General features: G+C 67.1%; 23 protein-coding genes and 2 tRNA genes. 11 read left to right on the forward strand and 14 right to left on the reverse strand.

Annotation, left to right across the window (positions count from 1 at the left end; genetic code table 11):
* Window positions 1-88: 88 nt before the first annotated feature.
* On the forward strand, window positions 89-907 hold the full coding sequence (locus ACZYY4_RS13345; RefSeq protein WP_463810470.1) for an IclR family transcriptional regulator: 819 nt from the start codon (window positions 89-91) through the stop codon (window positions 905-907).
* Between the two features lie 20 nt (window positions 908-927).
* Here ACZYY4_RS13345 and ACZYY4_RS13350 read toward each other — a convergent pair whose 3' ends face one another.
* From ACZYY4_RS13350 to ACZYY4_RS13360, 3 genes are read right to left on the reverse strand one after another with little or no spacing between them, the layout of a single operon-like run.
* Window positions 928-1,611, reverse strand: a complete 684-nt coding sequence (locus ACZYY4_RS13350; protein ID WP_463810471.1) for a GntR family transcriptional regulator — start codon at window positions 1,609-1,611, stop codon at window positions 928-930.
* Window positions 1,608-2,327: a maleate cis-trans isomerase family protein gene (locus tag ACZYY4_RS13355; RefSeq protein ID WP_463810472.1), complete on the reverse strand. Its 720-nt coding sequence runs from the start codon at window positions 2,325-2,327 to the stop codon at window positions 1,608-1,610. The genes ACZYY4_RS13350 and ACZYY4_RS13355 overlap by 4 nt, the downstream gene beginning before the upstream one ends.
* Window positions 2,324-3,091, reverse strand: a complete 768-nt coding sequence (locus ACZYY4_RS13360) for a maleate cis-trans isomerase family protein (RefSeq protein WP_463810473.1) — start codon at window positions 3,089-3,091, stop codon at window positions 2,324-2,326. Before ACZYY4_RS13360 ends, ACZYY4_RS13355 begins: the two co-directional genes overlap by 4 nt.
* 82 nt (window positions 3,092-3,173) lie before the next feature.
* Between ACZYY4_RS13360 and ACZYY4_RS13365 the strand changes: the two genes are divergently transcribed.
* Together ACZYY4_RS13365 and ACZYY4_RS13370 are read left to right on the forward strand one after the other, a co-directional pair.
* Window positions 3,174-4,166, forward strand: a complete 993-nt coding sequence (locus ACZYY4_RS13365; protein ID WP_463810474.1) for a D-2-hydroxyacid dehydrogenase — start codon at window positions 3,174-3,176, stop codon at window positions 4,164-4,166.
* A gap of 1 nt (window position 4,167) precedes the next feature.
* Window positions 4,168-5,541, forward strand: a complete 1,374-nt coding sequence (locus tag ACZYY4_RS13370; RefSeq protein ID WP_463810475.1) for an amidase — start codon at window positions 4,168-4,170, stop codon at window positions 5,539-5,541.
* A 12-nt stretch (window positions 5,542-5,553) separates the two neighbouring features.
* Here ACZYY4_RS13370 and ACZYY4_RS13375 read toward each other — a convergent pair whose 3' ends face one another.
* The 6 genes from ACZYY4_RS13375 to ACZYY4_RS13400 all read right to left on the reverse strand — a co-directional run bounded on the left by ACZYY4_RS13375 (window position 5,554) and on the right by ACZYY4_RS13400 (window position 10,633).
* Window positions 5,554-6,045 (reverse strand): DUF3830 family protein, encoded by a 492-nt coding sequence (locus ACZYY4_RS13375; protein ID WP_463810476.1) that lies wholly within the window; start codon window positions 6,043-6,045, stop codon window positions 5,554-5,556.
* A 27-nt stretch (window positions 6,046-6,072) separates the two neighbouring features.
* Entirely contained in the window at window positions 6,073-6,975 is a 903-nt protein-coding gene (gene thpD / locus ACZYY4_RS13380) for an ectoine hydroxylase (RefSeq protein ID WP_463810477.1), read from the reverse strand.
* Window positions 6,972-7,379, reverse strand: coding sequence for an ectoine synthase (locus tag ACZYY4_RS13385; protein ID WP_463810478.1), 408 nt, complete (start codon window positions 7,377-7,379; stop codon window positions 6,972-6,974). Before ACZYY4_RS13385 ends, thpD begins: the two co-directional genes overlap by 4 nt.
* Window positions 7,376-8,653 (reverse strand): diaminobutyrate--2-oxoglutarate transaminase, encoded by a 1,278-nt coding sequence (gene ectB, locus ACZYY4_RS13390; RefSeq protein WP_463810479.1) that lies wholly within the window; start codon window positions 8,651-8,653, stop codon window positions 7,376-7,378. Before ectB ends, ACZYY4_RS13385 begins: the two co-directional genes overlap by 4 nt.
* A 190-nt stretch (window positions 8,654-8,843) precedes the next feature.
* The gene (gene ectA, locus ACZYY4_RS13395; protein WP_463810480.1) at window positions 8,844-9,350 is read right to left on the reverse strand and encodes a diaminobutyrate acetyltransferase; all 507 of its coding nucleotides are present in this window, start codon (window positions 9,348-9,350) and stop codon (window positions 8,844-8,846) included.
* A gap of 26 nt (window positions 9,351-9,376) precedes the next feature.
* A complete protein-coding gene (locus ACZYY4_RS13400) occupies window positions 9,377-10,633 on the reverse strand; it encodes an MFS transporter (RefSeq protein ID WP_463810481.1) in 1,257 nt (418 codons plus the stop codon).
* A gap of 73 nt (window positions 10,634-10,706) precedes the next feature.
* On the opposite strand from ACZYY4_RS13400, the gene ACZYY4_RS13405 reads away from it, so the two are divergent.
* From ACZYY4_RS13405 to ACZYY4_RS13420, 4 genes are all read left to right on the forward strand, one after another.
* Window positions 10,707-11,495: a fumarylacetoacetate hydrolase family protein gene (locus ACZYY4_RS13405; protein WP_463810482.1), complete on the forward strand. Its 789-nt coding sequence runs from the start codon at window positions 10,707-10,709 to the stop codon at window positions 11,493-11,495.
* Entirely contained in the window at window positions 11,492-12,970 is a 1,479-nt protein-coding gene (gltX, locus tag ACZYY4_RS13410; protein WP_463810483.1) for a glutamate--tRNA ligase, read from the forward strand. The genes ACZYY4_RS13405 and gltX overlap by 4 nt, the downstream gene beginning before the upstream one ends.
* 118 nt (window positions 12,971-13,088) lie before the next feature.
* Window positions 13,089-13,160 (forward strand) — tRNA-Gln (locus ACZYY4_RS13415).
* A 73-nt stretch (window positions 13,161-13,233) separates the two neighbouring features.
* A tRNA-Glu gene (locus tag ACZYY4_RS13420) sits at window positions 13,234-13,306 on the forward strand.
* A gap of 61 nt (window positions 13,307-13,367) precedes the next feature.
* Here ACZYY4_RS13420 and ACZYY4_RS13425 read toward each other — a convergent pair.
* Window positions 13,368-13,868, reverse strand: a complete 501-nt coding sequence (locus ACZYY4_RS13425) for a pyridoxamine 5'-phosphate oxidase family protein (RefSeq protein WP_463810484.1) — start codon at window positions 13,866-13,868, stop codon at window positions 13,368-13,370.
* Between the two features lie 44 nt (window positions 13,869-13,912).
* The gene (locus tag ACZYY4_RS13430) at window positions 13,913-14,614 is read right to left on the reverse strand and encodes an IclR family transcriptional regulator (RefSeq protein ID WP_463810485.1); all 702 of its coding nucleotides are present in this window, start codon (window positions 14,612-14,614) and stop codon (window positions 13,913-13,915) included.
* 55 nt (window positions 14,615-14,669) lie between these two features.
* On the opposite strand from ACZYY4_RS13430, the gene leuC reads away from it, so the two are divergent.
* The 3 genes from leuC (at window position 14,670) to ACZYY4_RS13445 (ending at window position 17,585) form a co-directional block, all read left to right on the forward strand.
* On the forward strand, window positions 14,670-16,088 hold the full coding sequence (leuC, locus tag ACZYY4_RS13435; RefSeq protein ID WP_463810652.1) for a 3-isopropylmalate dehydratase large subunit: 1,419 nt from the start codon (window positions 14,670-14,672) through the stop codon (window positions 16,086-16,088).
* Between the two features lie 28 nt (window positions 16,089-16,116).
* Window positions 16,117-16,713, forward strand: coding sequence for a 3-isopropylmalate dehydratase small subunit (gene leuD / locus ACZYY4_RS13440; protein WP_463810486.1), 597 nt, complete (start codon window positions 16,117-16,119; stop codon window positions 16,711-16,713).
* A 188-nt stretch (window positions 16,714-16,901) separates the two neighbouring features.
* On the forward strand, window positions 16,902-17,585 hold the full coding sequence (locus ACZYY4_RS13445; RefSeq protein ID WP_463810487.1) for an HU family DNA-binding protein: 684 nt from the start codon (window positions 16,902-16,904) through the stop codon (window positions 17,583-17,585).
* 48 nt (window positions 17,586-17,633) lie between these two features.
* On the opposite strand, the gene mutT1 is transcribed toward ACZYY4_RS13445, so the two are convergent.
* From mutT1 to cofC, 3 genes are all read right to left on the reverse strand, one after another.
* Window positions 17,634-18,566, reverse strand: a complete 933-nt coding sequence (mutT1, locus tag ACZYY4_RS13450) for an 8-oxo-(d)GTP phosphatase MutT1 (protein WP_463810488.1) — start codon at window positions 18,564-18,566, stop codon at window positions 17,634-17,636.
* A 62-nt stretch (window positions 18,567-18,628) separates the two neighbouring features.
* Window positions 18,629-20,842 carry an RNA degradosome polyphosphate kinase gene (locus tag ACZYY4_RS13455; protein ID WP_463810489.1) on the reverse strand — a complete coding sequence of 738 codons (2,214 nt, stop codon included), beginning with the start codon at window positions 20,840-20,842 and terminating at the stop codon, window positions 18,629-18,631.
* Entirely contained in the window at window positions 20,839-21,516 is a 678-nt protein-coding gene (gene cofC, locus ACZYY4_RS13460; RefSeq protein WP_463810490.1) for a 2-phospho-L-lactate guanylyltransferase, read from the reverse strand. The genes ACZYY4_RS13455 and cofC overlap by 4 nt, the downstream gene beginning before the upstream one ends.
* 112 nt (window positions 21,517-21,628) lie before the next feature.
* Between cofC and ACZYY4_RS13465 the strand changes: the two genes are divergently transcribed.
* Window positions 21,629-22,627 (forward strand): NAD(P)H-dependent glycerol-3-phosphate dehydrogenase, encoded by a 999-nt coding sequence (locus ACZYY4_RS13465; protein WP_463810653.1) that lies wholly within the window; start codon window positions 21,629-21,631, stop codon window positions 22,625-22,627.
* Window positions 22,628-22,647 lie beyond the last annotated feature (20 nt).

A 22,647-nucleotide genomic window follows, 5' to 3' on the forward strand; every position in this document is an offset into this window, starting at 1 on the left:
TCCATAATATCTGTTCTGCAGAGAGTTATAGGGGAAACTCTGCCAGCAGGACGGTTTGAAGGTCAATAAAGCAGGTATCCTTTCTGGTATGCAGAGCGATGCGTCTCTCGCGCCGGCGGGTGACGCGACCGGACCCGCGGCCGCCGGCGGGGATGTGCCGCAGTATCCGATCGGGTCGGTGGATAGGGCACTGAAGCTCATCCTGCTGCTGGGAGAACAGCCGCGAATCCGTTTGACTGACGCGGCCAAACACCTGGGCGTCGCATCATCGACGGCGCATCGTCTGTTGGCGATGCTGCAATACCGGGGCTTCGTGCGCCAGGATCCGGTATCCAAGGCGTACTACCCCGGGCCCGCGTTGATGAGCGTGGCGTTTTCGGTGTTCAACCGCATCGATATAGAGGGTGCGGCGACGCCGGTCCTGCGCCGCCTCAGTGAACGCCTCGAGGAATCGGTGCATATCGGAATGATCGAGGGCACCAACGTTCGTTTCATCGCTGCCGCCGAGGGCCCGACTGCCGTTCGGGTTGCATCACGGCTCGGACGGACCATGCCTGCGCACTGCACCTCGACCGGCAAGGCGCTGCTGGCGCGGCTGTCCGATGCCGACATTGTCCAGCTGTACCCGGATGAAGAGCTGGAGCGCGTTACGGCGCATTCGGTTGGCAGCAGAACCGAGCTGCAGCGTGAGCTCGGTCGTATACGGCAACAGGGGTACGCGGTGAACCGGGAGGGGAGCGAGGACGGTGTCGCCTCAGTTGCAGTTCCGATTCCAACGCGTGCAGCCGGAGTGCTGCTGGCGCTCAATGCCGCCGCGCCAGTTCACCGACTGAGCAGTTCGCAGTACCGAACGGTGGCAGCTCTGTTGGTGGAGGCCGCCAAAGAGATCGGCGACCGGATCGGCTAGTGGCGGCGGCTACAGAACGCTCATCCGGTGATCGTCGCGCGCCGTGCCAACAGCCGGCGGACCGCATCGTCCATGTGCTCGTCGATCAGCCGGACCACGACGGCCTCGTCGCCGGCGCCGATCGCCTTGCGCAGCACCACATGTTCGGTGACCTGCTCACGCAGATCCGGGTAGGCCTCTTCGAGTTCACCGAGCAGGATCCGGGTCTCCGACAGCAGCGTCCGCATCGCCCGGTGCAGCCGTGGGCTTCCCGCACACTCGACCAGCACCTCATGGAACTCCTGATCGGCATCGGCCGTCGCGGCCCCGTCGTGCAGGGAGGCGGCGAGGCGCATGGCCTCCACCGGCCCCCGCAGCCGAGCGGCCGCGGCAGCGGGGTCACCGCGCAGCACCTCGGTCACGGCGGCCCGCTCGATGGCTTTGCGTGCCTGGTAGACGTCGCGGACATCGTCATCGGTGAGTTCGACGACGAAGATGCCCCGGTTGCGTTCGCTGCGTAGCAGCCCCTCGGCCACCAGGCGCTGCATCGCTTCGCGCAACGGGCCGCGGGACACCTCGAACTGCGCGGCCAGGCTCGCCTCGCCGAGTTGTTGGCCGGGCGTCAGGCGGCCGCGGGTGATCGCCTCCCGAAGCCGCTCGGCGATCAGCTCGGGAGTCGAGGGTCTGCTCAACGGCTCGAACGCGGCGTCGCGTGAGATCGTCATCGGCCGTCCTCGAACAATGCGCCGAGCCCGGTCGCGCGGCGCGCTATCCCGGCGATGCGCAAACCCTCCCATACCGTCACCGCGTTGGCGGTCAGCACCGGCTTGCCGAGCAGCCGCTCGAGCTCGTCGACCTGGGCGATGGTGTGCATGGCGGTGTCGGGAATCAACAGTGCCTCGGCCCCGGGTGCGTCATTGCGCACTGCGAGTTCACGGACTTGAGCCGGGGTGAGGCGGCCGACCTCGGCGGCGGTCGGGATGCCGGCGTCTCCCATTGCCTCGACGGTGACACCGTGGGCGGCAACGAAACTCGCGAACAGTTCGGCGATGTCGTGCGGATAGCTGGCGGCGACCGCGACGCGGCGGCAGCCCAGCGCGGCCAGGGCGTGCACGAAGCCGAACGAGGTGCTCGAGGCGGGCACGCCGGCTTGCGCGGCCAATCGGTCGACCTGCTCGGTGGCGCCGTCGGGACCGAACACGAAACTGCCCGAGGTACAGGCCCACACCACGGCGGCCGGCCGCTGCGGCGCCAGCAGCGCCACTCCCTCGGCGAGCTTGGCCGGGCTGCCGAGATCCATCAGCTCCGGCACGGCGTGCAGGTCGGTGCCGTAGACGTGCACCACGGGCAGGCTCACCCCCAGCAGCCGGGCGGCCCACGGGTAGTCGGACTCGGCGGCGTGGTCGGGATAGATAAAACCGACGCAGCCGGTGCGGCTCACTGCGGGGCTCCGGTGAAGACGTCCCGAAGCCAGCGGCCGGGACCCATCATCGGTAGGTTCATCCGACCGAGGCACGCCCACATCGTCAGTTGGTTCGCCGTGAGGATCGGCTTGCCGAGCATCTCCTCCAGTGGGGCGATGATGTCGTAGGTGCGTAAGTTGGTGCAGCTGACGAAGATCGCCTGGGCGTCCGGGCGGTCGGCGGCGAGGATCCGTTCGGCCACGGTGCGGTAGTTGACCTTCCAGATGCCGCCGCCGAGGCCCAGGTGATCCGAGTGCAGCACGGTCACCCCGAGCTGGTTCAGAAACACCACCAGCAGATCGGTGAGCTCGGCGTCGTAGGGGGTCAGCACGCACACCCGCGAGATGTCCAGCGCGATGATCGCTTCGGCGAGTGCCCCCGACGTGGTGACCGCCGCCTTGGCGCCCGCCGCTTCGATCGCGGTGACCAGGGTCTTCTCGTAGTCGACGCCGTGGATGAAGCTGCCCGATGCGCACAGGTAGGCGACCACCTCCGGTTCGACGTGCAGCACGTCTCGGGTGGCGGCCTGCAGGTGGTTGGTATCGGAGACCAGTTCGGCCATCGCCCGGCTGACGGGTACGGGTTCGTAGTGGGTGCGGGCCAGGTGCAGCGCCACTTCCGCGGGAATCCAGCGCCACAGCTCACGCTCGATCGCCAGATCAAAGGGCGCGATGATGCCGATATCGCGCTGATCGATCGGCCCGTCGAAGTCCGGCAGCTCCGGAAACAGGGACAGATCCATGGGGCTTCCCCATACCGACGTTCCACCCCCAGGCCAGCCCTGGATTGTTGACAATCATACGATCAGTTTTTACGGTGTCAATGTGGACACGCGTCCAGTGGTGACTGTCCAGCACGGTGAGTCGGTTCCCGCCCAACTCGATGCGATCAGCGCTGACGCTGAGCTGCGATTGGTTCCGTCCTCGCGGTTGGCCGAGGCGATTCCCGGTTCCGACGTGCTGTTCTTGTACGACTTCTCCTCCAGCGCCCTGGAATCGGTGTGGGCGGCCGCCGACGCGCTGCGCTGGGTTCAGGTCGCCGCCATCGGGGTGGACGCGGTGTTGTTCGACCAGTTGATCGCCAGCGACGTCGTGGTCACCAATTCCCGCGGCATCTTCGAGGAGCCCATCGCCGAGTACGTGCTGGGTCAGATCCTGTTCTTCGCCAAAGATTTCCGGCGTTCCTGGGATGCCCAGTGCGCCCAGCTCTGGCAACACTTCGACACCGAGCCGATCGCCGGCGCGTCGGTCACCGTCATCGGCCCCGGGCCGGTCGGCCGGGCCATCGCGCGGTTGCTGCGTGCGGTCGGCATGTCGGTGCGCGGCGTCGGGCGCTCAGCGCGCGAGGATCCCGACTTCGGCGCGATCACCACCGATGTGCGCGCCGCGGTCGCCGACGCCGACTATGTGGTGCTGGCCGCACCACTGACACCGCAGACCCGGGGCATCATCGATGCCGGCGTACTGGATGCGATGCGCTCTACCGCGCGATTGATCAACGTCGGTCGTGGCGAGCTGGTGGACACCGATGCCCTGGTGTCGGCCCTGCAGGCCGGGGCCATCGCCGGTGCGGCGCTCGATGTCGTCGATCCCGAGCCATTGCCGGCGGACCACCCGCTGTGGAGTGCTCCCAACGTGCGCCTGACTCCGCACAACAGTGGTGACATCAAGGGTTGGCGAATCGTGTTGCAGCAGCAGTTCATTGCGAACTTCCGGCGGTACGTGTCCGGTCGACCGCTGGCGAACGTCATCGACAAGCACCGCGGGTACGCACCGTCGACGACTGAACCGAGCGGAACCGGTCGAGGAGGCGCGTGACATGACCCACCCCACCGAACTGACAGCGCTGCAACTGGTCGCCGCCTATACCTCCGGCGAACTTTCGCCGGTTGAAGCGACCGCGGCCGTGATCTCGGCGATCGCCGAACGCGATGGCGACGTCAACGCCTTCTGTCTGATCGACGAGGACGCTGCGCTGTCCGCGGCCCGAAAGTCTGAAGCCCGCTGGAGCGGCAACTACACCAAGGGCCTGCTCGACGGGGTACCGGTCGCCGTCAAAGACGTGTTCCGCACCGCTGGTTGGCCCACCCTGCGCGGATCGCTGCTCGCCGACGCCGCCGGGCCGTGGCCCGAGGACAGCCCGGCGGTCGGCAAAATGCGCGACGACGGCATGGTGCTGCTGGGTAAGACCACCACGCCGGAGCTGGCGTGGAAGGGCGTCACCGACAGCCCGCGAACCGGTATCACCCGCAACCCGGCTGACACGGCCTGCACCGCGGGCGGTTCCTCGGGAGGCAGCGCCGCCGCGGTGGCCGCCGGGATGGCGCCTTTGGCGATCGGCACCGACGGCGGGGGAAGCATCCGCATCCCGGCGAGTTTCTGCGGGGTGGTCGGCTTCAAGCCCACCCACGGGCGGGTTCCGATGTATCCGATCAGCCCGTTCGGGCCACTGGCGCACGGCGGTCCGATCACCCGGACCGTCGAGGACGCAGCAGTGCTGCTGGACATCATCGCGCTGCCCGATCACCGCGACCCGACGTCGTTGCCTCCGACGCTGACCACCTACCGCGGCGAAGTCCGGCGCGAGGTGGTGGGTCTGGATGTCGCCTACTCGCCGACCCTGGGCTATGTCGACGTCGACCCGCAGATCGAGGTTGCGGTCGCCGCGGCGGTCCAGGCGCTGGCCGACGCCGGACTGAACGTGTTGGTGGCCGATCCCGGTTTCTCCGATCCGATCGATGCGTTCGAGGTGCTGTGGGCGACCGGGGCGGCAGGCAGCCTGCGCGGCCACGAGAACGACCGCGGGCTCGTCGACCCCGGACTCGCCGACATGTGGGACCGGGGCCTGGCGGTTTCGGCGGTCGACTATCTGGCCGCCCGCCAGGTCAGTGTCGAGTTGGGGTTGGTCATGGGGCGGTTCCATGAACGCCACAACCTGCTGATCACGCCGACCACACCGATCCCGGCATTCGCCGCCGGCCACGACGTGCCGATCGGTTCCGGCATGCGCTGGTGGGCCCAGTGGACGCCGTTCACCTACCCGTTCAACATGACTCAGCAACCGGCGCTGAGCATCCCGATCGGTAAGACCTCGCAGGGTCTGCCGATCGGCATGCAGATCATCGGTCCGCGGCACAGCGACGATCTGGTGCTGGCGGCCGGCCTGTTCGCCGAGCGGGTGTTGGGTTCCTGACGGCTCGGCGACTCAGGCGCGGGCGAAGGACAATTTCTCGCCGACCGCGCCGGCCATCCACAGATCGTTGCAAGCGGCCGCCATCTCGGCCAAACCGTCTTCTATCGTCGCGAACACATTGCCGGGCACCCAACCGACGTCGCCGTTGAGCAGCAGGTTGTTGCGGCCGTAGAAGATCGCCAGGTCGGTAGCGCCGACCGGTGAATTCGCTTGCGCACCTTCGTCGTAACCGTACGCCGGATTGCCGATATCGCCGGCGTCGAAGCTGAAGAAGCAGACGTCGCCGGGGATCGGTGTCACGGTGGTGTTCTCCCGGCCCGGCGTGCCCATCGGCGGCAACAGGGTGTAGACCTCATTGCGGGCGTACTTGCCGTGGTAGGCCTGACCGGCGACCGGCAACGCATTCCAGACCACCGCGCAGGTCCGGGGAGCCTCATCCTCGAGTAGCCGCGCTCGGCATGACACACCACGGCTGCTCAGCGTGATGGACAGGAAACGCGCCACATCAACCCCTTCCGCGGGCCGAGCGTTCTACACCGGATCGAAAGTGCGGCTGGCGATGAACGTCGGCCGCGGAGCGGCGGCGCCGAACGGCCCCACCAGGGTGTTCTCCACGCTGTTGTAGACGATGAAGACGTTCGAGCGCGGGTAGGGCGTGATGTTGCTGCTCGAACCGTGCATGCAGTTGCTGTCGAAGAACACCGCCGACCCGGCCGGGCCGGTTATCTGACGGATCCCGTGCTGGTCGGCCATCCAGATCAGGCTGTCGTCGTCGGGTGTGCCGACCTCCTGCCTTTTCAGCGACGAGCGGTAATGATCCGGCGGGGTCTCGTCCGGGCATGACACGAACCAGCGGTGCGAGCCGGGCATGATCATCAGCGAACCGTTGCTGTCCAGGTTCTCGGTGAGGGCCACCGAGACGCTGACCGCGCGCGGGGTGGGCATACCGTCCTCGGCGTGCCAGGTCTCGAAGTCGGAGTGCCAGTAGAACTCCCGGCCGTTGAAACCCGGCTTGAAATTGACTCGGCTCTGGTGCACGTACACGTCTGAGCCGAGCAATTGGCGGACCGGGCCGACCAGGCGGGGGTCCGCGACGAGTGCGGCGAATGCCGGGCTGATCCGGTGCACTTCGAAGATCGACCGGATCTGCCCGCTGTCCTGCTCACATATCGAACGCTCGTCGGCTGCCAGCACGGGGTCGGCGCGCAGGTTGTCCAGCTCGTTGCGCAGGTCCGCGACGACATCGCCGTCCACCAGGGCGTCGACGGCCAGGAACCCGTCGGTGTCGAATGCTGCGACACTGCCGGGTCTCAACGGACCGCTGTTGCCCTCCGGCGTCCACACCACCGGGTCACACCGCGGTTCGATGCCGATCGTGACGTTGTTGCGAGTGGGGTAGCGATCGGTGACTGCCTTGGCCGTGAGGGGAGTCACGACGCTGTCTCCTGGGATTCCTCGGTGAGCAGGGGATATGCGCCGGTCTCGTCGTGCACCTCCTGACCGGTGACCGGCGGGTCGAACACACACACCATGCGCAGGTCGGTGTGGGCCGAAACGCGGTGGTGCTCATGTCCGTCGAGCAGGTACAAGGTGCCGTCGCTCAGCGGGTGCACCTCACCGGTCTCCTCGTTGGTCAACTCACCTTCGCCGCCGACGCAATACACCGCCTCGACGTGGTTGGCGTACCACATCGAGGTTTCAGTACCGGCGTACAAGATGGTCTCGTGCATGGAGAACCGCTGCCCGTCGCGGGCCAGCAACAGTCGCTGGCTGTTCCAGGTCTTGGATTGGACGTCGCGGTCGGTGCCCTTGATCTCGGTGAGGGTACGGACGATCATCGGTTGGCTCCTGGGTTAGTGCTGACGAGTTCGCGACCTGCGACGGCCTCGATCGACTCGGCCGCGATCCGCAGGCCTTCGGCCAAGTCGTCGTCGTCGATGACCAGCGATGGCATCATTTTTACCACCTCGCCTTCCGGTCCCGAGGTCTCCAGAAGCAGGCCGCGGGCGAACGCCTCCTTCTGCACGGCGGCGGCCAACTCGGGTTGATCGAAAGCCACGCCGCGGATCAGGCCGCGGCCACGGGCCTCGACCCCGTCGAAGGGCTCGATCACCTCGCGCAGCGCCTGGTCGATCTGTTCGCCCTTGCGGAGCACCTGCTTTTCCAGCAGGTTGTCGGTCCAGAAGTTCAGCGCCGCGGTGGCGGTGACGAACGACGGGTTCTGGCCGCGGAAGGTGCCGTTGTGCTCACCGGGCTCCCACACATCGAGTTCGGGTTTGAACAGGGTCAGTGCCATCGGCAGCCCGTAGCCGCTGATCGATTTGGACATGCAGACGATGTCCGGCTGGATGTCGGCCGCCTCGAAGCTGAAGAACGGCCCGGTGCGCCCGCAGCCCATCTGCACATCGTCGACGATCAGCAGCAGCTCGTTACGTTTGCAGAGTTCGGCCAGCCCCCGCAGCCATTCCAGCCGGGCCACGTTGATCCCGCCTTCGCCCTGCACCGTCTCGACGATCACCGCGGCCGGTTCGTTGAGGCCGCTACCGCTGTCCTGCAACAGACGCTCGAACCAGATGAAGTCCGGGGTGACACCATCGAGGTAGTTGTCGTAGGGCATCGGGGTGGCGTGCACCAGCGGGATGCCGGCGCCGCCGCGCTTCATCGAGTTGCCGGTGACGCTCAGCGAGCCCAGCGTCATGCCGTGGAAGGCGTTGGTGAAGCTGATGATGCTTTCCTTGCCGGTGACCTTGCGCGCCAGCTTGAGCGCCGCCTCGACCGCGTTGGTGCCGGTGGGGCCGGGGAACTGGACTTTGTAGTTCAGGCCGCGCGGCTTGAGGATCACCTCGTTGAATCGCTCCAGGAAATCACCCTTGGCCACGGTGTTCATGTCCAGGCTGTGCACCACTCGGTCCGAACTCAGGTACTCCAGCAGTGGCCCCCGCAGGTCCGGGTGGTTGTGGCCGTAATTCAAGGCGCCGGCGCCCGCGAAGAAGTCCACGTATTCGTTGCCGTCTACGTCCCACATCCGGGACCCGCTGGCCCGGTCGAATGTCACCGGCCAAGACCGGCAATAACTCCGCACTTCGGATTCAAGGGTTTCAAAAATAGTCATGGTTTCCTCCGTCCGTCGGTCACATACAACGGAACGGAACGACAGGTCGACTTCAAACTCGTGCCGCGGGTGATCTCGGCTCGACCCACCACCCCGCTCGGATGCCCCCGGCTAGGTCTGTCGGGGCTCACTTTGCGCGGTCGTGACCTTACCGAGACCGTTTTGTGATCTCAACCTTGCCACGCTCTCCTCAATGGTCGGCGATTACCCGCAGAGGCCCTATTCGAAACAGCTCCTCGGCAAGATGGGACTCGGGAAACAACCCGGCCCCGAACAGCTCCGAGCACTCCAGCGCGGCGTCCCATCGGCGGGCGAATGCGGTGAAAAGCCGGCGACTGGCGGCGTTGTCCGGTGTGATCGACGTCTCAAGGTGTGTGCCACCGTCGGCCACCAGCGCGGCCGCCAGATGATCGAGCATCCGGCCGGCCAGCCCCATCCCGCGGTGCGCGTCGTTCACCGCGACCTGCCAGACCATCAGGGTCTCCGGCTGCGGCGGGCGGCGGTAGCCGGTGACGAAGCCGGCCGGCTCGCCGCTGACCTCGGCGATCACCGAGCTGGCGGCGAAGTCACGGCACCAGAGTAGATAGGCATAAGGGGCGTTGACGTCGAGCGTGACGCTGTCGAGGGCCATCTTCCACAAGGCGGGGCCGTCGGCCACGTTCGGCGTCCGCAGATGAATGTCAGCCGGGTCGGTCATCTCATCGACGGTACGTGGCGACCGGCTCACGGCTTTGCGGGCGGGTCGGGTGGCGGCCCCGGCGGCACCCGCAGTGTGCGCAGCGCCTCGAGCACCGAGCGGCCTTCGGGCTCAGCGCTGACCGGCACCAACCGCAACGCCACCAGGGGGAACAGCCCGCACAGCGCAAAGGCCAGCGGATAGCCGACGGCGCCGATCAGCGCACCGAAAGCCGGGGGAGCGATCCCGGCGGTCAGTCGCTGGGTGGTGTTCTGCGTGCCGAGCGCACGCCCGCTCCAGTACGGCCCGGCGATCTCGGCGACTGCGGTGGACGACAGCCCGTTGTCGAGCACGCTGATCACCACTGCGACGACCATCGCGGTCTCCGCGAAGTGGGAGTGCAGATGATCGGTCACCCCGAGCACCAGCATCGCCACCGCCCCGGCCACAGCGATGCTGCGGATCGGTCGTAGCCGCGACCGCACCCGGTCGGACCACCGGCCGGCCATTACGCGCCCGGCCGCGCCGATCAGCTGCGACACGGTCACCAGACCGCCGGCGGCGGCGATCGACCAGTCGGTGTCGACGATCAGCCACACCAGCATGAAGGTGGCGAGCACACACTGCGGAACCATCAGCAACGCCGAGGACAAATGAATGCGCCACAGCACCTTCGAACCGCGGTAGGGGTTGGCCAACTCCGCACTGGTTGCCGTCGACCGTGGTCTGATGGGCGGATCGACCACCCCGATGGCACACGCCACCGCCGCCACCGCGCACAGCGTCGCCGGGAACATCAGCGCCCGTGCCAGGCCGTGCTCGGCCAGTTCCGGAATCACCTCCGCCCCCAACGCGATTCCCAGCGGCTGCGCTGTCTGTCGGATCCCCATCACCAACCCGCGCTGGTGCGGCGGGAACCAGCCGGTCACCAACCGGCCACTGGCACTGTTGGCACTGGCGGCGGCCATGCCGCCCAGGAACAGGAAGGCGCCCACCGCAACCAGGGAGTGCATCGACGCCGCACCGAAGGCGGCCAGCGCGGTCAGCGCGGAGCCGACGGTCAACACGATCCGCTCGCCGATACGGTCCAGCAGGGCGCCCCACGCGAACAGGGTCAGCACCATGCCGAAGCTGGGCATCGACGCCAGCAGACCCGCCAGCGCCAGGTTGGTGTCCCGTCTGGTCTCCAGCATCGGGATGACGAAGGCGATGCCGTTGATGAACACGAACGAGCACAACGTCGCAGCCAGCGCCACGATCATGACCGACCAGCGTGCAGCGGTGCTGATGGGCTCCGTGGACATTCGGTCATGGTTCCACAGGCACACCAGCCGGGGCGGCACATCTGTCCGGCAAATCGCTACTAGGCTTGCACGAATGCGCCTAGGCCGAATTGCCAGCCCGGACGGTGTCGCCTTCGTCAGCCTGGAGGGCGATCCGAACCGGTCTCATGAGATGACTGCCCGCGAGATCGCCGAGCACCCGTTCGGCACACCGGAGTTCACCGGCCGGTCCTGGCCACTGGCCGACGTGCGCCTGCTGGCCCCGATCCTCGCCAGCAAGGTGGTCTGCATCGGGAAGAACTACGCCGCGCACATCGCCGAGATGGGCGGTGCGCCGCCGGCCAACCCGACGATGTTCCTCAAACCCAACACCGCGATCGTCGGGCCGAACGTGCCGATTCAGCTGCCCGCCAATGCTTCCCCGGTCCACTACGAAGGCGAGCTGGCGGTGGTGATCTCGCGGCCGTGCAAAGACGTTCCGGCTGCCCGGGCCAAGGACAACATCCTGGGCTACACCATCGGCAATGACGTGTCGGCCCGCGACCAGCAGCAAGCCGACGGGCAGTGGACCCGAGCCAAGGGGCACGACACCTTCTGCCCGATCGGCCCGTGGATCGTCACCGACCTCGACCCGACGGATCTGGCGATCCGAACCGAGGTCAACGGGTCCGTCAAACAGGACAGCCGGACCTCGTTGATGATCCACGACATCGGCGCCATCGTGGAGTGGATCTCCGCGGTGATGACCTTGCTGCCCGGCGACCTCATCTTGACCGGCACCCCCGACGGCGTCGGCCCGATCGAGCACGGTGACACCGTGTCAGTCTCCGTCGAAGGCATCGGCACCCTCACCAACCCGGTTATCCGCAAAGGAAAGTCGTGACTGAAAGCTTCCAGGCTGACTCGCCTGTGCGGGTCCGGTTCTGCCCGTCACCGACCGGCACCCCGCACGTCGGGCTGATCCGTACCGCCCTGTTCAACTGGGCCTACGCCCGACACACGGGCGGCACCTTGGTGTTCCGGGTGGAAGACACCGACGCCGAACGCGACAGCGAAGAAAGCTATCTGGCATTGCTCGACGCGTTGCGCTGGCTTCATCTGGACTGGGACGAGGGGCCAGAAGTGGGCGGGCCCTACGGCCCGTACCGGCAGTCGCAACGCGCCGACCTTCACCGTGACGTCGTGGCGCAGCTGTTGGCGGCGGGGGAGGCCTACCAGGCGTTCTCGACCCCGCAGGAGGTCGAGGCACGCCACCTGGCCGCCGGCCGCAACCCCAAACTGGGCTACGACAATTTCGACCGTGAACTGACCGCCGAACAGCGGGCGGGTTATCTGGCCGAGGGCCGCAAGCCCGTGCTGCGGCTGCGGATGCCCGACGCCGAGCTCGGCTGGGACGACCTGGTGCGCGGGCGGACGTCCTTTCCGGCGGGCACCGTTCCCGACTTCGCGCTGACCCGCGGCAACGGGGATCCGCTGTACACGTTGGTCAACCCGGTCGACGACGCCATGATGAAGATCACCCATGTGCTGCGCGGCGAGGACCTGTTGCCGTCCACGCCACGCCAGATCGCGCTGTACCAGGCGTTGATCCGCATCGGCGTCGCCGATCGAATCCCGGAATTCGGCCACCTGCCAACCGTTTTGGGCGAGGGCACCAAGAAGCTGTCCAAGCGCGACCCACAGTCGAATCTGTTCGCGCACCGTGACCGGGGCTTCATCCCCGAGGGGTTGCTGAACTACCTGGCGCTGCTGGGCTGGTCGATCGCCGACGACCACGACGTGTTCAGCCTCGATGAGATGGTCGCCGCGTTCGACGTGGTGAACGTCAACTCCAATCCGGCCCGGTTCGACCAGAAGAAGGCCGATGCCCTCAACGCCGAGCACATCCGGTTACTGGACGCCGACGACTTCACCACGCGACTGCGTGCCTACCTCGACACCCACGGGCACGACACCGGCCTGGACGACGCCGGTTTCGCGGCCGCTGCGGCGCTGGTGCAGACCCGCATCGTGGTGCTCGGCGACGCCTGGGGATTGCTGAAATTCTTCAACGACGACGAATACGCGCTGGACCCGCGCGCGACGGCCAAGGAGTTGGGTCCCGACGCAGTGCCCACCCTGGACGCGGCCATTCTCGCGCTGGAGAACGCAGGGGACTGGACCACCGCGAACATCGAGGCTGCGTTGAAGGCCGCGTTGATCGACGGGCTGGAGCTCAAACCGCGCAAGGCCTTCGGTCCGATCCGGGTCGCCGTCACCGGCGGGCCGATCAGCCCGCCGCTGTTCGAGTCGCTGGAGTTGCTGGGTTCGGCGCGCAGCCTGGCGCGGTTGCGGGCCGCCCGAACCGGCGCCGGGTGAGCGCGATGAGAACTTCGCGATGGAAGTTTGATAGTCTGCACGTCGGCCCACAGCGGCTGGCCATCAGTGCCCAACCGGCACTCTGACCAGCGGTTATGGCACGGCCTTTGTTGGTCCTTGGGGTATGGTGTAATTGGCAACACAGCGGTTTCTGGTACCGCCATTCTAGGTTCGAGTCCTGGTACCCCAGCAAAACCGGTCCGCCGCAAGCGATTAGGCGGGCCGTTTGGGTTGGGCTATGCTGACAACCCGGAAATGTTCTAGCCCCCGTCGTCTAGCGGCCTAGGACGCCGCCCTCTCACGGCGGTAGCGTGGGTTCGAATCCCATCGGGGGTACACACCTCACCAAGGCCCGCACCTCATCGCAGGCGCGGGCCTTTGTGGTTCCTGGACGGGCTCAGGCGTCCGTCGGCGCGGTCGACCCGGACAGCGGCATCGCCGGCAATCCCAGCTTGCGGTGGTCCCAGGACCGGGTGCGTCGTGTGACGATGCGCACAGCCACCCGGTTGTTCATCATCGCGTCGACGCCCGGCTTCATCTCGTCGGTGTAGGGACCGGTGTAGCGCTCCCAGACGCTGACCCCCACCCGGAAGATGGTGTCCGGGTCGTCGACGATCTCCGCGACGCCTTCGAAGGATGCCCCGCGCAGCGTGTCGTAGGTCTGGCCGGCCTCCAGCAGGAAGCTGACCCGCGGATCGCGGCGCACGTTGACCGCCTTCTGCGACTTGGCTTTGGTTTCGAGCCAGATCTCGCCGTCGAGCACCGCGTACCACATCGCGGTCAGGTGGGGCTGGCCGTCGGGCCCGATGGTGGCCAGCGTCCCGGTGCGGTGGGTGGTGACGAAGTCGGCGACCTCGGCCTCGGTCATGACGATCTGCGCGCGCTGCTTGGTTCCCATGCCAGCAGTCTGGCAGGTGGGCGGGCAACGGCTCGCGCCGCTGTCTACAGCCGGGCGGTGAGCGCATCGGCGGCCGCGAGCAGGTCGGCGGCCCAGCGCGCCCCGGGGCGTCGCCCCATCCGGTCGATCGGACCCGACACCGAGATGGCCGCCACCACCGTGCCGCGCTGATCACGCACCGGCGCCGAGACGCTGGCCACGCCCGGCTCGCGCTCGGCGACGCTCTGCGCCCAGCCCCGGCGGCGCACCTCCGAGAGGGCGCGGCTGGTGAACTTGGCCTGCGCCAGCACTTCCTGCTGGAGCGCCGGATCGGCGTAAGCCAGCAGGACCTTGGCGCCGGAACCGGCCGTCATCGGCAGCAGAGTGCCGACGGGAACAGTGTCACGCAGCCCCGCAGGGGGTTCCAACGCCGCGACGCAGACCCGTGCGGAGCCCTCGCGGCGATACAGCTGTGTGCTCTCGCCGGTGAGCTCGCGCAGCCGTGGCAGCACCGTCGCGCCGGCTGCCCGCAGCGGATCGTCGGCGCGGGCCGCCAGTTCGCTGACCGCGGGACCGATCTGCCACCGTCCGTCTTCGTCGCGGCCCAGCAGCCGGTGGACCTCCAGCCCGGCGGCCAGTCGGTGTGCGGTCGCACGGGGCAGGCCGGTGCGATCGCACAGTTCGGCCAGCCCGCACGGCGATTCAGCGACCGTGTGGAGAACCGCCAGGGCTTTGTCCAGAACGCCGATGCCGCTATGCTGTCCCATATACAGATACTAGCGTCTCAGAATGTGAGACCGTTCAGATTTGGGGATGGCAGCAATGTCCAAGGCGCAGCAGCCTCGCACCCTGGCCGAAAAGGTCTGGGCCGACCACGTCGTGGTCTCCGGCGGCGGGACCGAACCCGACCTGATTTATATCGATCTGCACCTCGTCCACGAGGTCACCAGCCCGCAGGCCTTCGAGGGCCTGCGCCTGGCCGGCCGTGGAGTGCGGCGCCCGGACCTGACCATCGCCACCGAGGACCACAACGTCCCGACGGTCGACATCGACAAGCCGATCGCCGACCCGGTATCGCGCACCCAGGTCGAGACACTGCGGCACAACTGCGCCGAGTTCGGCATCCGGCTGCACCCGATGGGCGACATCGAACAGGGGATCGTGCACATCATCGGGCCGCAACTGGGCCTCACCCAACCGGGCACCACCGTGGTCTGCGGCGACAGTCACACCTCCACCCACGGCGCATTCGGTGCGCTGGCGATGGGCATCGGGACCTCGGAGGTCGAGCACGTGCTGGCCACCCAGACGTTGCCGCTGCGGCCGTTCAAGACGATGGCGGTCACCGTAGAAGGGCAGCTGGCCGAGGGGGTGACGGCCAAGGACGTCATCTTGGCGGTGATCGCTCAGATCGGAACCGGAGGCGGCCAGGGCTACGTCATCGAGTACCGGGGCGACGCCATCGAGGCGATGTCGATGGAGGCGCGGATGACGATCTGCAACATGAGCATTGAGGCGGGCGCCAGGGCGGGCATGGTCGCTCCCGATGCGACCACCTACGAGTATCTGCGAGGTCGGTCGCATGCGCCGGTCGGCTCGGACTGGGATGCCGCCGTGGCCTACTGGGACAGCCTGCGCACCGATCCCGGTGCGGCGTTCGACGCCGAGGTCTATCTGGACGCGGCTGCACTGACGCCGTTCGTCACCTGGGGAACCAATCCCGGCCAGGGCGTGCCGCTGGGAGCGGCGGTACCCGATCCGGAGGCCATCAGCGACGAGGCTCAGCGGCGGGCCGCGGAGAAGGCGTTGGCCTACATGGACCTTCGCCCGGGCACTCCGATGCGTGACATCTCGGTCGACACGGTGTTCGTCGGGTCGTGCACCAACGGACGCATCGAGGATCTGCGCGCGGTGGCCGACGTGCTGCGCGGACGGCGGGTCTCCGAGAACGTGCGGATGCTCGTCGTGCCGGGGTCGATGCGGGTGCGCAACCAGGCCGAAGCCGAAGGCCTCGCCGAGGTTTTCACCGCCGCCGGCGCCGAATGGCGTCAACCCGGGTGCTCGATGTGTCTGGGGATGAACCCCGATCAGCTCGAGCCGGGCCAGCGGTGTGCGTCGACCTCCAACCGCAATTTCGAGGGCCGGCAGGGCAAGGGCGGGCGTACCCACCTGGTCTCTCCGGTCGTCGCTGCCGCCACCGCGGTCCGCGGGACGCTGTCGGCCCCCGCCGACTTGAACTGACCGCCAGGGTATTTAAAGGAGTTTAGTCATGGAAGCTTTCCGCACCCATACCGGAATCGGAGTCCCGCTGCGGCGGTCCAATGTCGACACCGACCAGATCATTCCCGCGGTCTATTTGAAGCGCATCACCCGGACGGGATTCGAGGACGGCCTGTTCGCCACCTGGCGCACCGACCCGTCGTTCGTCTTGAATCTCAAGCCGTTCGACCAAGGTTCGGTGCTGGTGGCGGGGCCGGACTTCGGCACCGGTTCATCGCGGGAGCACGCGGTGTGGGCGCTGCTCGACTACGGCTTCCGGGTGGTGATCTCCTCACGCTTCGCCGACATCTTCCGCGGCAACGCCGGCAAGTCGGGGTTGCTGGCGGCCCAGGTGGCTCAGGACGACGTGGAACTGCTCTGGAAACTCATCGAGGAGAGCCCGGGGCTGGAAATCACTGTCAATCTTCAAGATCGGAATATCACCGCCGGAACGGCGGTGGTGGCGTTCACGATTGATGACTACACCGCCTGGCGGCTGTCCGAGGGGCTTGACGATATAGGCCTTACGCTGCGGAAACTCGATGAAATCGATTCCTTCGAAGCGGACCGTCCGAGCTGGAAACCGCGCACTCTGCCCGCTTCCTGACGGCTCATCCGGAGACGAATTCTGGCGGATTGACCGCCGCTCGTCAGCACCCAAGGGCGGTAACCGGATTGCGGAATTCGCCGATAATCTCATCTGAAATTGCGCGTGGCTCTTGGATATCAGTGGTATCAGGGTTTACCGTGTGCTCTAGTCGGCTCAAGTAGGGCCACTGGTCTCGGAGGGATTGGATGAATAAAGCAGAGCTCATCGAGGTGCTCACAAAGGAATTGGACACCGACCGTAGGTCGGCGACCGAAGCCGTGGAGCATTTCGTCAATGCCATTGTGCGCGCCGTCCACAAGGGTGAGAGCGTCACCATCACCGGGTTCGGCGTGTTCGAGCGCCGTCGTCGCGCCGCGCGCGTGGCCCGCAATCCCCGCACCGGTGAAACGGTCAAGGTGAAGCCGACATCTGTCCCCGCATTCCGTCCGGGCGCGCAGTTCAAGGCGATTGTTTCTGGCGCGCAGCGCGTCCCGTCCGAAGGACTCGCGGTCAAACGCGGTGCCGGCGCCGGGGGCACGGCGGCCAAGAAGGCGGCGAAGAAGTCGCCTGCCAAGAAGGCCACCAAGGCCGCCGCCAAGAAGACGGCGGCCAAGGCTCCGGCCCGCAAGGCCGCAGTCAAGAAGGCTCCGGCCAAGAAGGTGACCGCCAAGAAGACGGCGGCCAAGAAGGTGACCGCCAAGAAGACGGCGGCCAAGAAGGCTCCGGCCAAGAAGGTGACCGCCAAGAAGACGGCGGCCAAGAAGGCTCCGGCCAAGAAGGTCACCGCCAAGAAGGCTCCGGCCAAGAAGGTGACCGCCAAGAAGACGGCGGCCAAGAAGGCTCCGGCCAAGAAGGCCACCAAGGCCACCGCACGAAAAGGCCGTAAGTAACCACGAATAGCCGAGCGCCGCGGGGTCAGCCCCGCGGCGCTCGGTTGTTCACACCAGGAGTTGTGTCGCCAGCGGACTGCCCATGTGGTCCGCGGCGATCAGTCGGCCGGCCGACAGCGACAGCACCCAGGTGCTGCCCTTGCGGTTGCGGGACTTGTCCGGACTCACGCCGTCGCGGGCACACCACCATGCGATCAGGTCCGGAATCACCTTGCCCTGTGTACAGATAACCGGTGTGCCGCCCAGTCGGGCGATCTCCAGTACCCTGCGGCGCGCTTTCTTCACCGCGTGGGAGTAGGCCTCTTCGGTCAGCGTCGGCTCGTTGTGCACGACCACGCCGAGTTCGGCGGCCAACGGTTCGACGGTCTGATGACAGCGCACCCGATCGGCTGCGTACACGTCGGTGGCGCCGAAGGCCAACAGCTGACCGGTGAGCGCCTCAGCCTGTGCGCGGCCCTTCTTGTCCAGCGGCCGCAGGGTGTCATCGCCGGAGAACCGGGACCGGCGCCCGGCGGTGCCGTGCCGCACGATCAACACCGTCTGGGTGTCGGCGGGAGCCTTGGTGAACCGCCGCAATACCTTCCGGTCGTAGGGGTAATGCAGTTCTTTCATCGCGGCCGCAACCGGTAGCCAGACCAGATCGTCGACCTCGTGGTTGGGCACGAAGTCACCGCCCAGTGCCCGCGCGCTCCAATACCGCACTTTTTTCACGCCCTGGGCGACCGGGTAGCTGACCGAGCCCAGTCGACGACCCAGGTGGGCACGCTGGCCGGTCTCCTCGAGAATCTCCCGTACCGCCGTCACCGGTTCGGTCTCCCCGGGATCGACTTTGCCTTTGGGCAGTGACCAGTCGTCGTAGCGGGGTCGGTGGATCAGCGCCACCTCGACGGCCTTACGCCGCTTCCGCCAGAGCACCGCACCGGCCGCGTAGACGGTTCTCTCCGCCGGCACGGAGCCGTTCGACGAGGTCTTTGTGGGCACCTTCACTCCTGCAGGTCAATTCGGGCCTCTTGGATGGCAGTTGCCGGCCGTCGGGTGAGGTATCAGGGATTGCGGTGTCGCTCCATCAACGACACCTGGTGGTCACGCACCGTCGCACCGTCCTGCGGTGCCGCGATCCACTGGCGGTCCGGCCGGAGTTCCCAGCAGCGGGTGGCCGGGTCCATCGCGGAGTCGAAGACGTCGTTCAGCTGCGCGCACAGTCGCGGATCCTTCACCTGCACCATCACCTCGACCCGACGGTCCAGGTTGCGGTGCATCATGTCGGCGCTGCCGATCCAGAATTCGTCGATGGCGCGGCATTCGATGATGCGGGAATGCTCCAGGAAACGGCCGAGAATCGATCGAACGACGATGTTTTCGGAGAATCCTTCTACTCCGGGCCGCAGTGCGCAGATCCCGCGCACCACCAGCTCGACCTGCACACCGGCGCGCGAGGCATGGTAGAGCGCATCGATCACCTGTTCATCGACCAGTGAGTTGAGCTTGAGCCGGATCCGGCCCCCTCCGCCGCTGTCGCGATGCGCGGCGATCTCGCGTTCGATGCGTTCGATGATCCCGGCCCGCACGCCGTGCGGGGCCACCAAGAGATTGCGGTAGGCGACTTTCCGCGAATAGCCGGTCAGTGAGTTGAACAAGTCGGTGACGTCGGCGCCGATGTCCGGGTCGGCGGTCAGCAGCCCGACGTCCTCGTAGAGGCGCGCGGTCTTGCTGTTGTAGTTGCCGGTGCCGATATGGCAGTAACGCCGGATCGCTGAGCCCTCACGACGCACCACCAGCGCGACCTTGCAGTGCGTCTTCAGTCCGATCAGCCCGTACACCACGTGCACGCCGGCCTGTTCCAACTTGCGCGCCCACTTGATGTTGGCCTGCTCGTCGAATCGCGCCTTGATCTCCACCAGAGCCACCACCTGTTTCCCGGCCTCGGCGGCGTCGATCAACGCGGTGACGATCGGTGAATCGCCGGAGGTGCGATACAGCGTCTGCTTGATCGCCAGCACCCCCGGGTCGGCGGCGGCCTGTTCGAGGAATCGCTGCACGCTGGTGGCGAACGAGTCATAGGGATGGTGCACCAGGACATCGCCCTCCCGCAGGGTGGCGAAAATGCTTTTGGGGGTTTCCCGTTCGGCGAATGCCGGGTGCGTGGCCGGCACGAAGGTGCGGTCCTTGAGGTCCGGACGGTCCTGGCGATACACCTGCCACAACGCCGACAGATCCAGCAGTCCGGGCACCTCGATGACGTCGCCGGGGTGTACGTCGAGCTCTCGCAGCAGCAGCTCCAACATGTTCTCGGTCATGTCGTCGGCGACCTCGAGGCGCACCGGCGACCCGAACCGCCGTCGTGCCAACTCCCGTTCCAACGCCTGGAGCAGGTCCTCGTCGCGGTCCTCCTCGACTTCGAAATCGGCGTTGCGGGTGATGCGGAAAGCGTGGTGCTCGACGATCTCCATGCCCGGGAACAGCGCCGGCAGGAACGCCGCGATCAATTCCTCCATCGGCAGGAAGCGGATCTCGCCGTGTCCTTCACCGCCGCTGGCGCCGGCATCGAGTTCGACGAAACGGTCCACGTTGTCGGGAACCTTGACCCGCGCGAAGTGATTTCCGCCGTCCTCGGGGCGCTTGACCGTCACCGCCAGGTTCAGGCTGAGCCCGCTGACGAACGGGAACGGGTGTGCCGGGTCGACTGCCAACGGCGTCAGGACCGGGAACACCTGTTCCTGGAAGTACTCCGACAGCTGGTCGCGTTCGCCCGGTTGCAGGTCGGTCCAGTTGACGATATGGATGCCTTCGTCGGCGAGGGCCGGCCGCACCGATTCCAGGAACACCCGCGCGTGGCGGGTGGCGATCTGCTGGGTCTGTTCGCCGATCCGGCGCAGTTGCTCGCGTGGCGTCAGACCGTCGGCCGAGCGCACCGATAGGCCCATCTCGTCGCGGCGTTTGAGCCCGGCGACCCGGACCATGTAGAACTCATCGAGATTGGAGGCGAAGATCGCCAGAAATTTGGCCCGCTCCAGCAACGGCAGCGAGGTGTCGGCGGCCAGTGCCAGCACCCGTGCGTTGAAGTCCAGCCAGCTCAGCTCCCGATTCAGGTAGCGGTGTGCGGGCAGTTCGTCGCTGTCCTCGGTCGGTGGAATCGCGGTGGCGGCCGGTGGAGCGGTCGGGGTGCCGTCATTCGGGCGCCAGTCCGTTTCGTCGCCGCGCGGTTCGGTGAGTTGGCCGACCTCGATTTCATCCACCCCGAAATCATTACTCATCAACGGGTGGTGCTGCCACCGGACTTGGATTGTGCGAGCGCGCGCGTCGTCGCGGGGCCGACCCCGAGACGCCGCGCCACGGCGAGATCCTCGGGGGTGTCGATGTCGCAGCGCAGGCCCGGCCAGGCTCCGGTCAGCTCTAATGCGCCGGACTGGCGATGCCGCGTCGACGAATCCCGGCCGAACCGAGGGTCCAGGGCGCTGCCGAACGCGAACAGCGCCGCGGTGCCCATCCCGTGTCGATCGGCGACGAAGCTGCGCTGGTGGGCACGGGCTGCGGCGATTGCCTCGTCGAGCTCGTAGGGCTGCAATGCCGGCAAATCGCCCTGCAACACAACGATATTGCGCACCGATCCGGCCACCGCGCGTTCGGCGGCGGCGAGTGCGTTGTTGAGCGGGTCATCGTGACCGTCCGGGGTCGGATCCTCCAGCACCTCGGCGCCCAGGTCGGTTGCGGCCGCGGCGGCGGCCTCGTCGGGGGTGACCACGGTGATGTGCTCCAGGCCCCCGGCGGCCGACGCCGCGGTGATGGTGTCGATCAACATGGCCAGCACCACGGCTTCCCGCAGCGGCGCCGGAAACGCCGGCGCCAGCCTGGTCTTGGCCACGCTGAGCCGCTTGACGGCGATGATCAGGCCGATACCGGATTCCTCGGCCACGGAGTTCACAACCGACATCCTGCCAGCGTCGGGTTCGGCGACCGGCGCGTCGTACCCATTAGGTTGAAGGCGGAGATCCGCTTAAGGGAGGTGTTGTGAGGTGGTCGGGACCGAGGGCACTGTCACGGTGATGGGAGCAGGGGCGTGGGGCACCGCCCTGGCCAAGGTGCTCGCCGACGCCGGTAGCCAGGTCAGGCTGTGGGCGCGCCGAGCCGACATCGCCGCGCAGATCAACGAGACGCGCCGCAACCCCGACTATCTGCCGGGTTTCGCCGTGCCGGAAGCGGTGCGCGCCACGACCGACCCGGCAGAGGCGCTGGACGGGCTGACCACGGTGGTGCTCGCCGTGCCGGCGCAGACCATGCGTGCCAACCTCGAGGTGTGGACGCCGCACGTGGCCGACGGCGCCACCCTGGTCAGCGTCGCCAAAGGCATCGAACTGGGCACCCTGATGCGGATGAGCCAGGTGGTCGCGTCGGTGACCGGCGTCGACCCCGGACAGGTCGCCGTGGTGTCGGGCCCGAACCTGGCGGCGGAGATCGCCGCCGAACAGCCCGCCGCAACGGTGGTCGCCTGCACCGACTCCGGGCGTGCGGTGGCGCTGCAGCGAATGCTCAGCACCGGTTACTTCCGCCCGTACACCAACGCCGACATTATCGGCACCGAGATCGGCGGCGCCTGCAAGAACGTCATCGCCCTGGCCTGCGGGATGGCGGCAGGGATGGGCCTGGGCGAGAACACCGCGGCGACGATCATCACCCGGGGTCTGGCCGAAATCATCCGCCTGGGCGTCGCGCTGGGCGCCAAGGGCGCCACGCTGGCCGGTCTGGCCGGGGTGGGCGATCTGGTGGCCACCTGCACGTCGCCGCAATCGCGCAACCGGTCGTTCGGCGAGCGGCTCGGCCGGGGTGAGGTGATGCTGCCGGTGCCGGGGTCGACGGGGCTGCCGAGCACCACCGACGGTCACGTCGTCGAAGGGGTGACGTCCTGCCAGTCGGTATTGGCGCTGGCGTCGAGCTATGACGTGGAGATGCCACTGACCGACGCCGTGCACCGGGTCTGCCACAAGGGCTCATCGGTCACCGAGGCGGTCGCCCTGCTGCTGGGACGCAGCACCAAACCGGAGTGAGGAGCCACGGCCGGTAGCCT

This window comes from Mycobacterium sp. IDUB_21, from assembly GCF_055419425.1.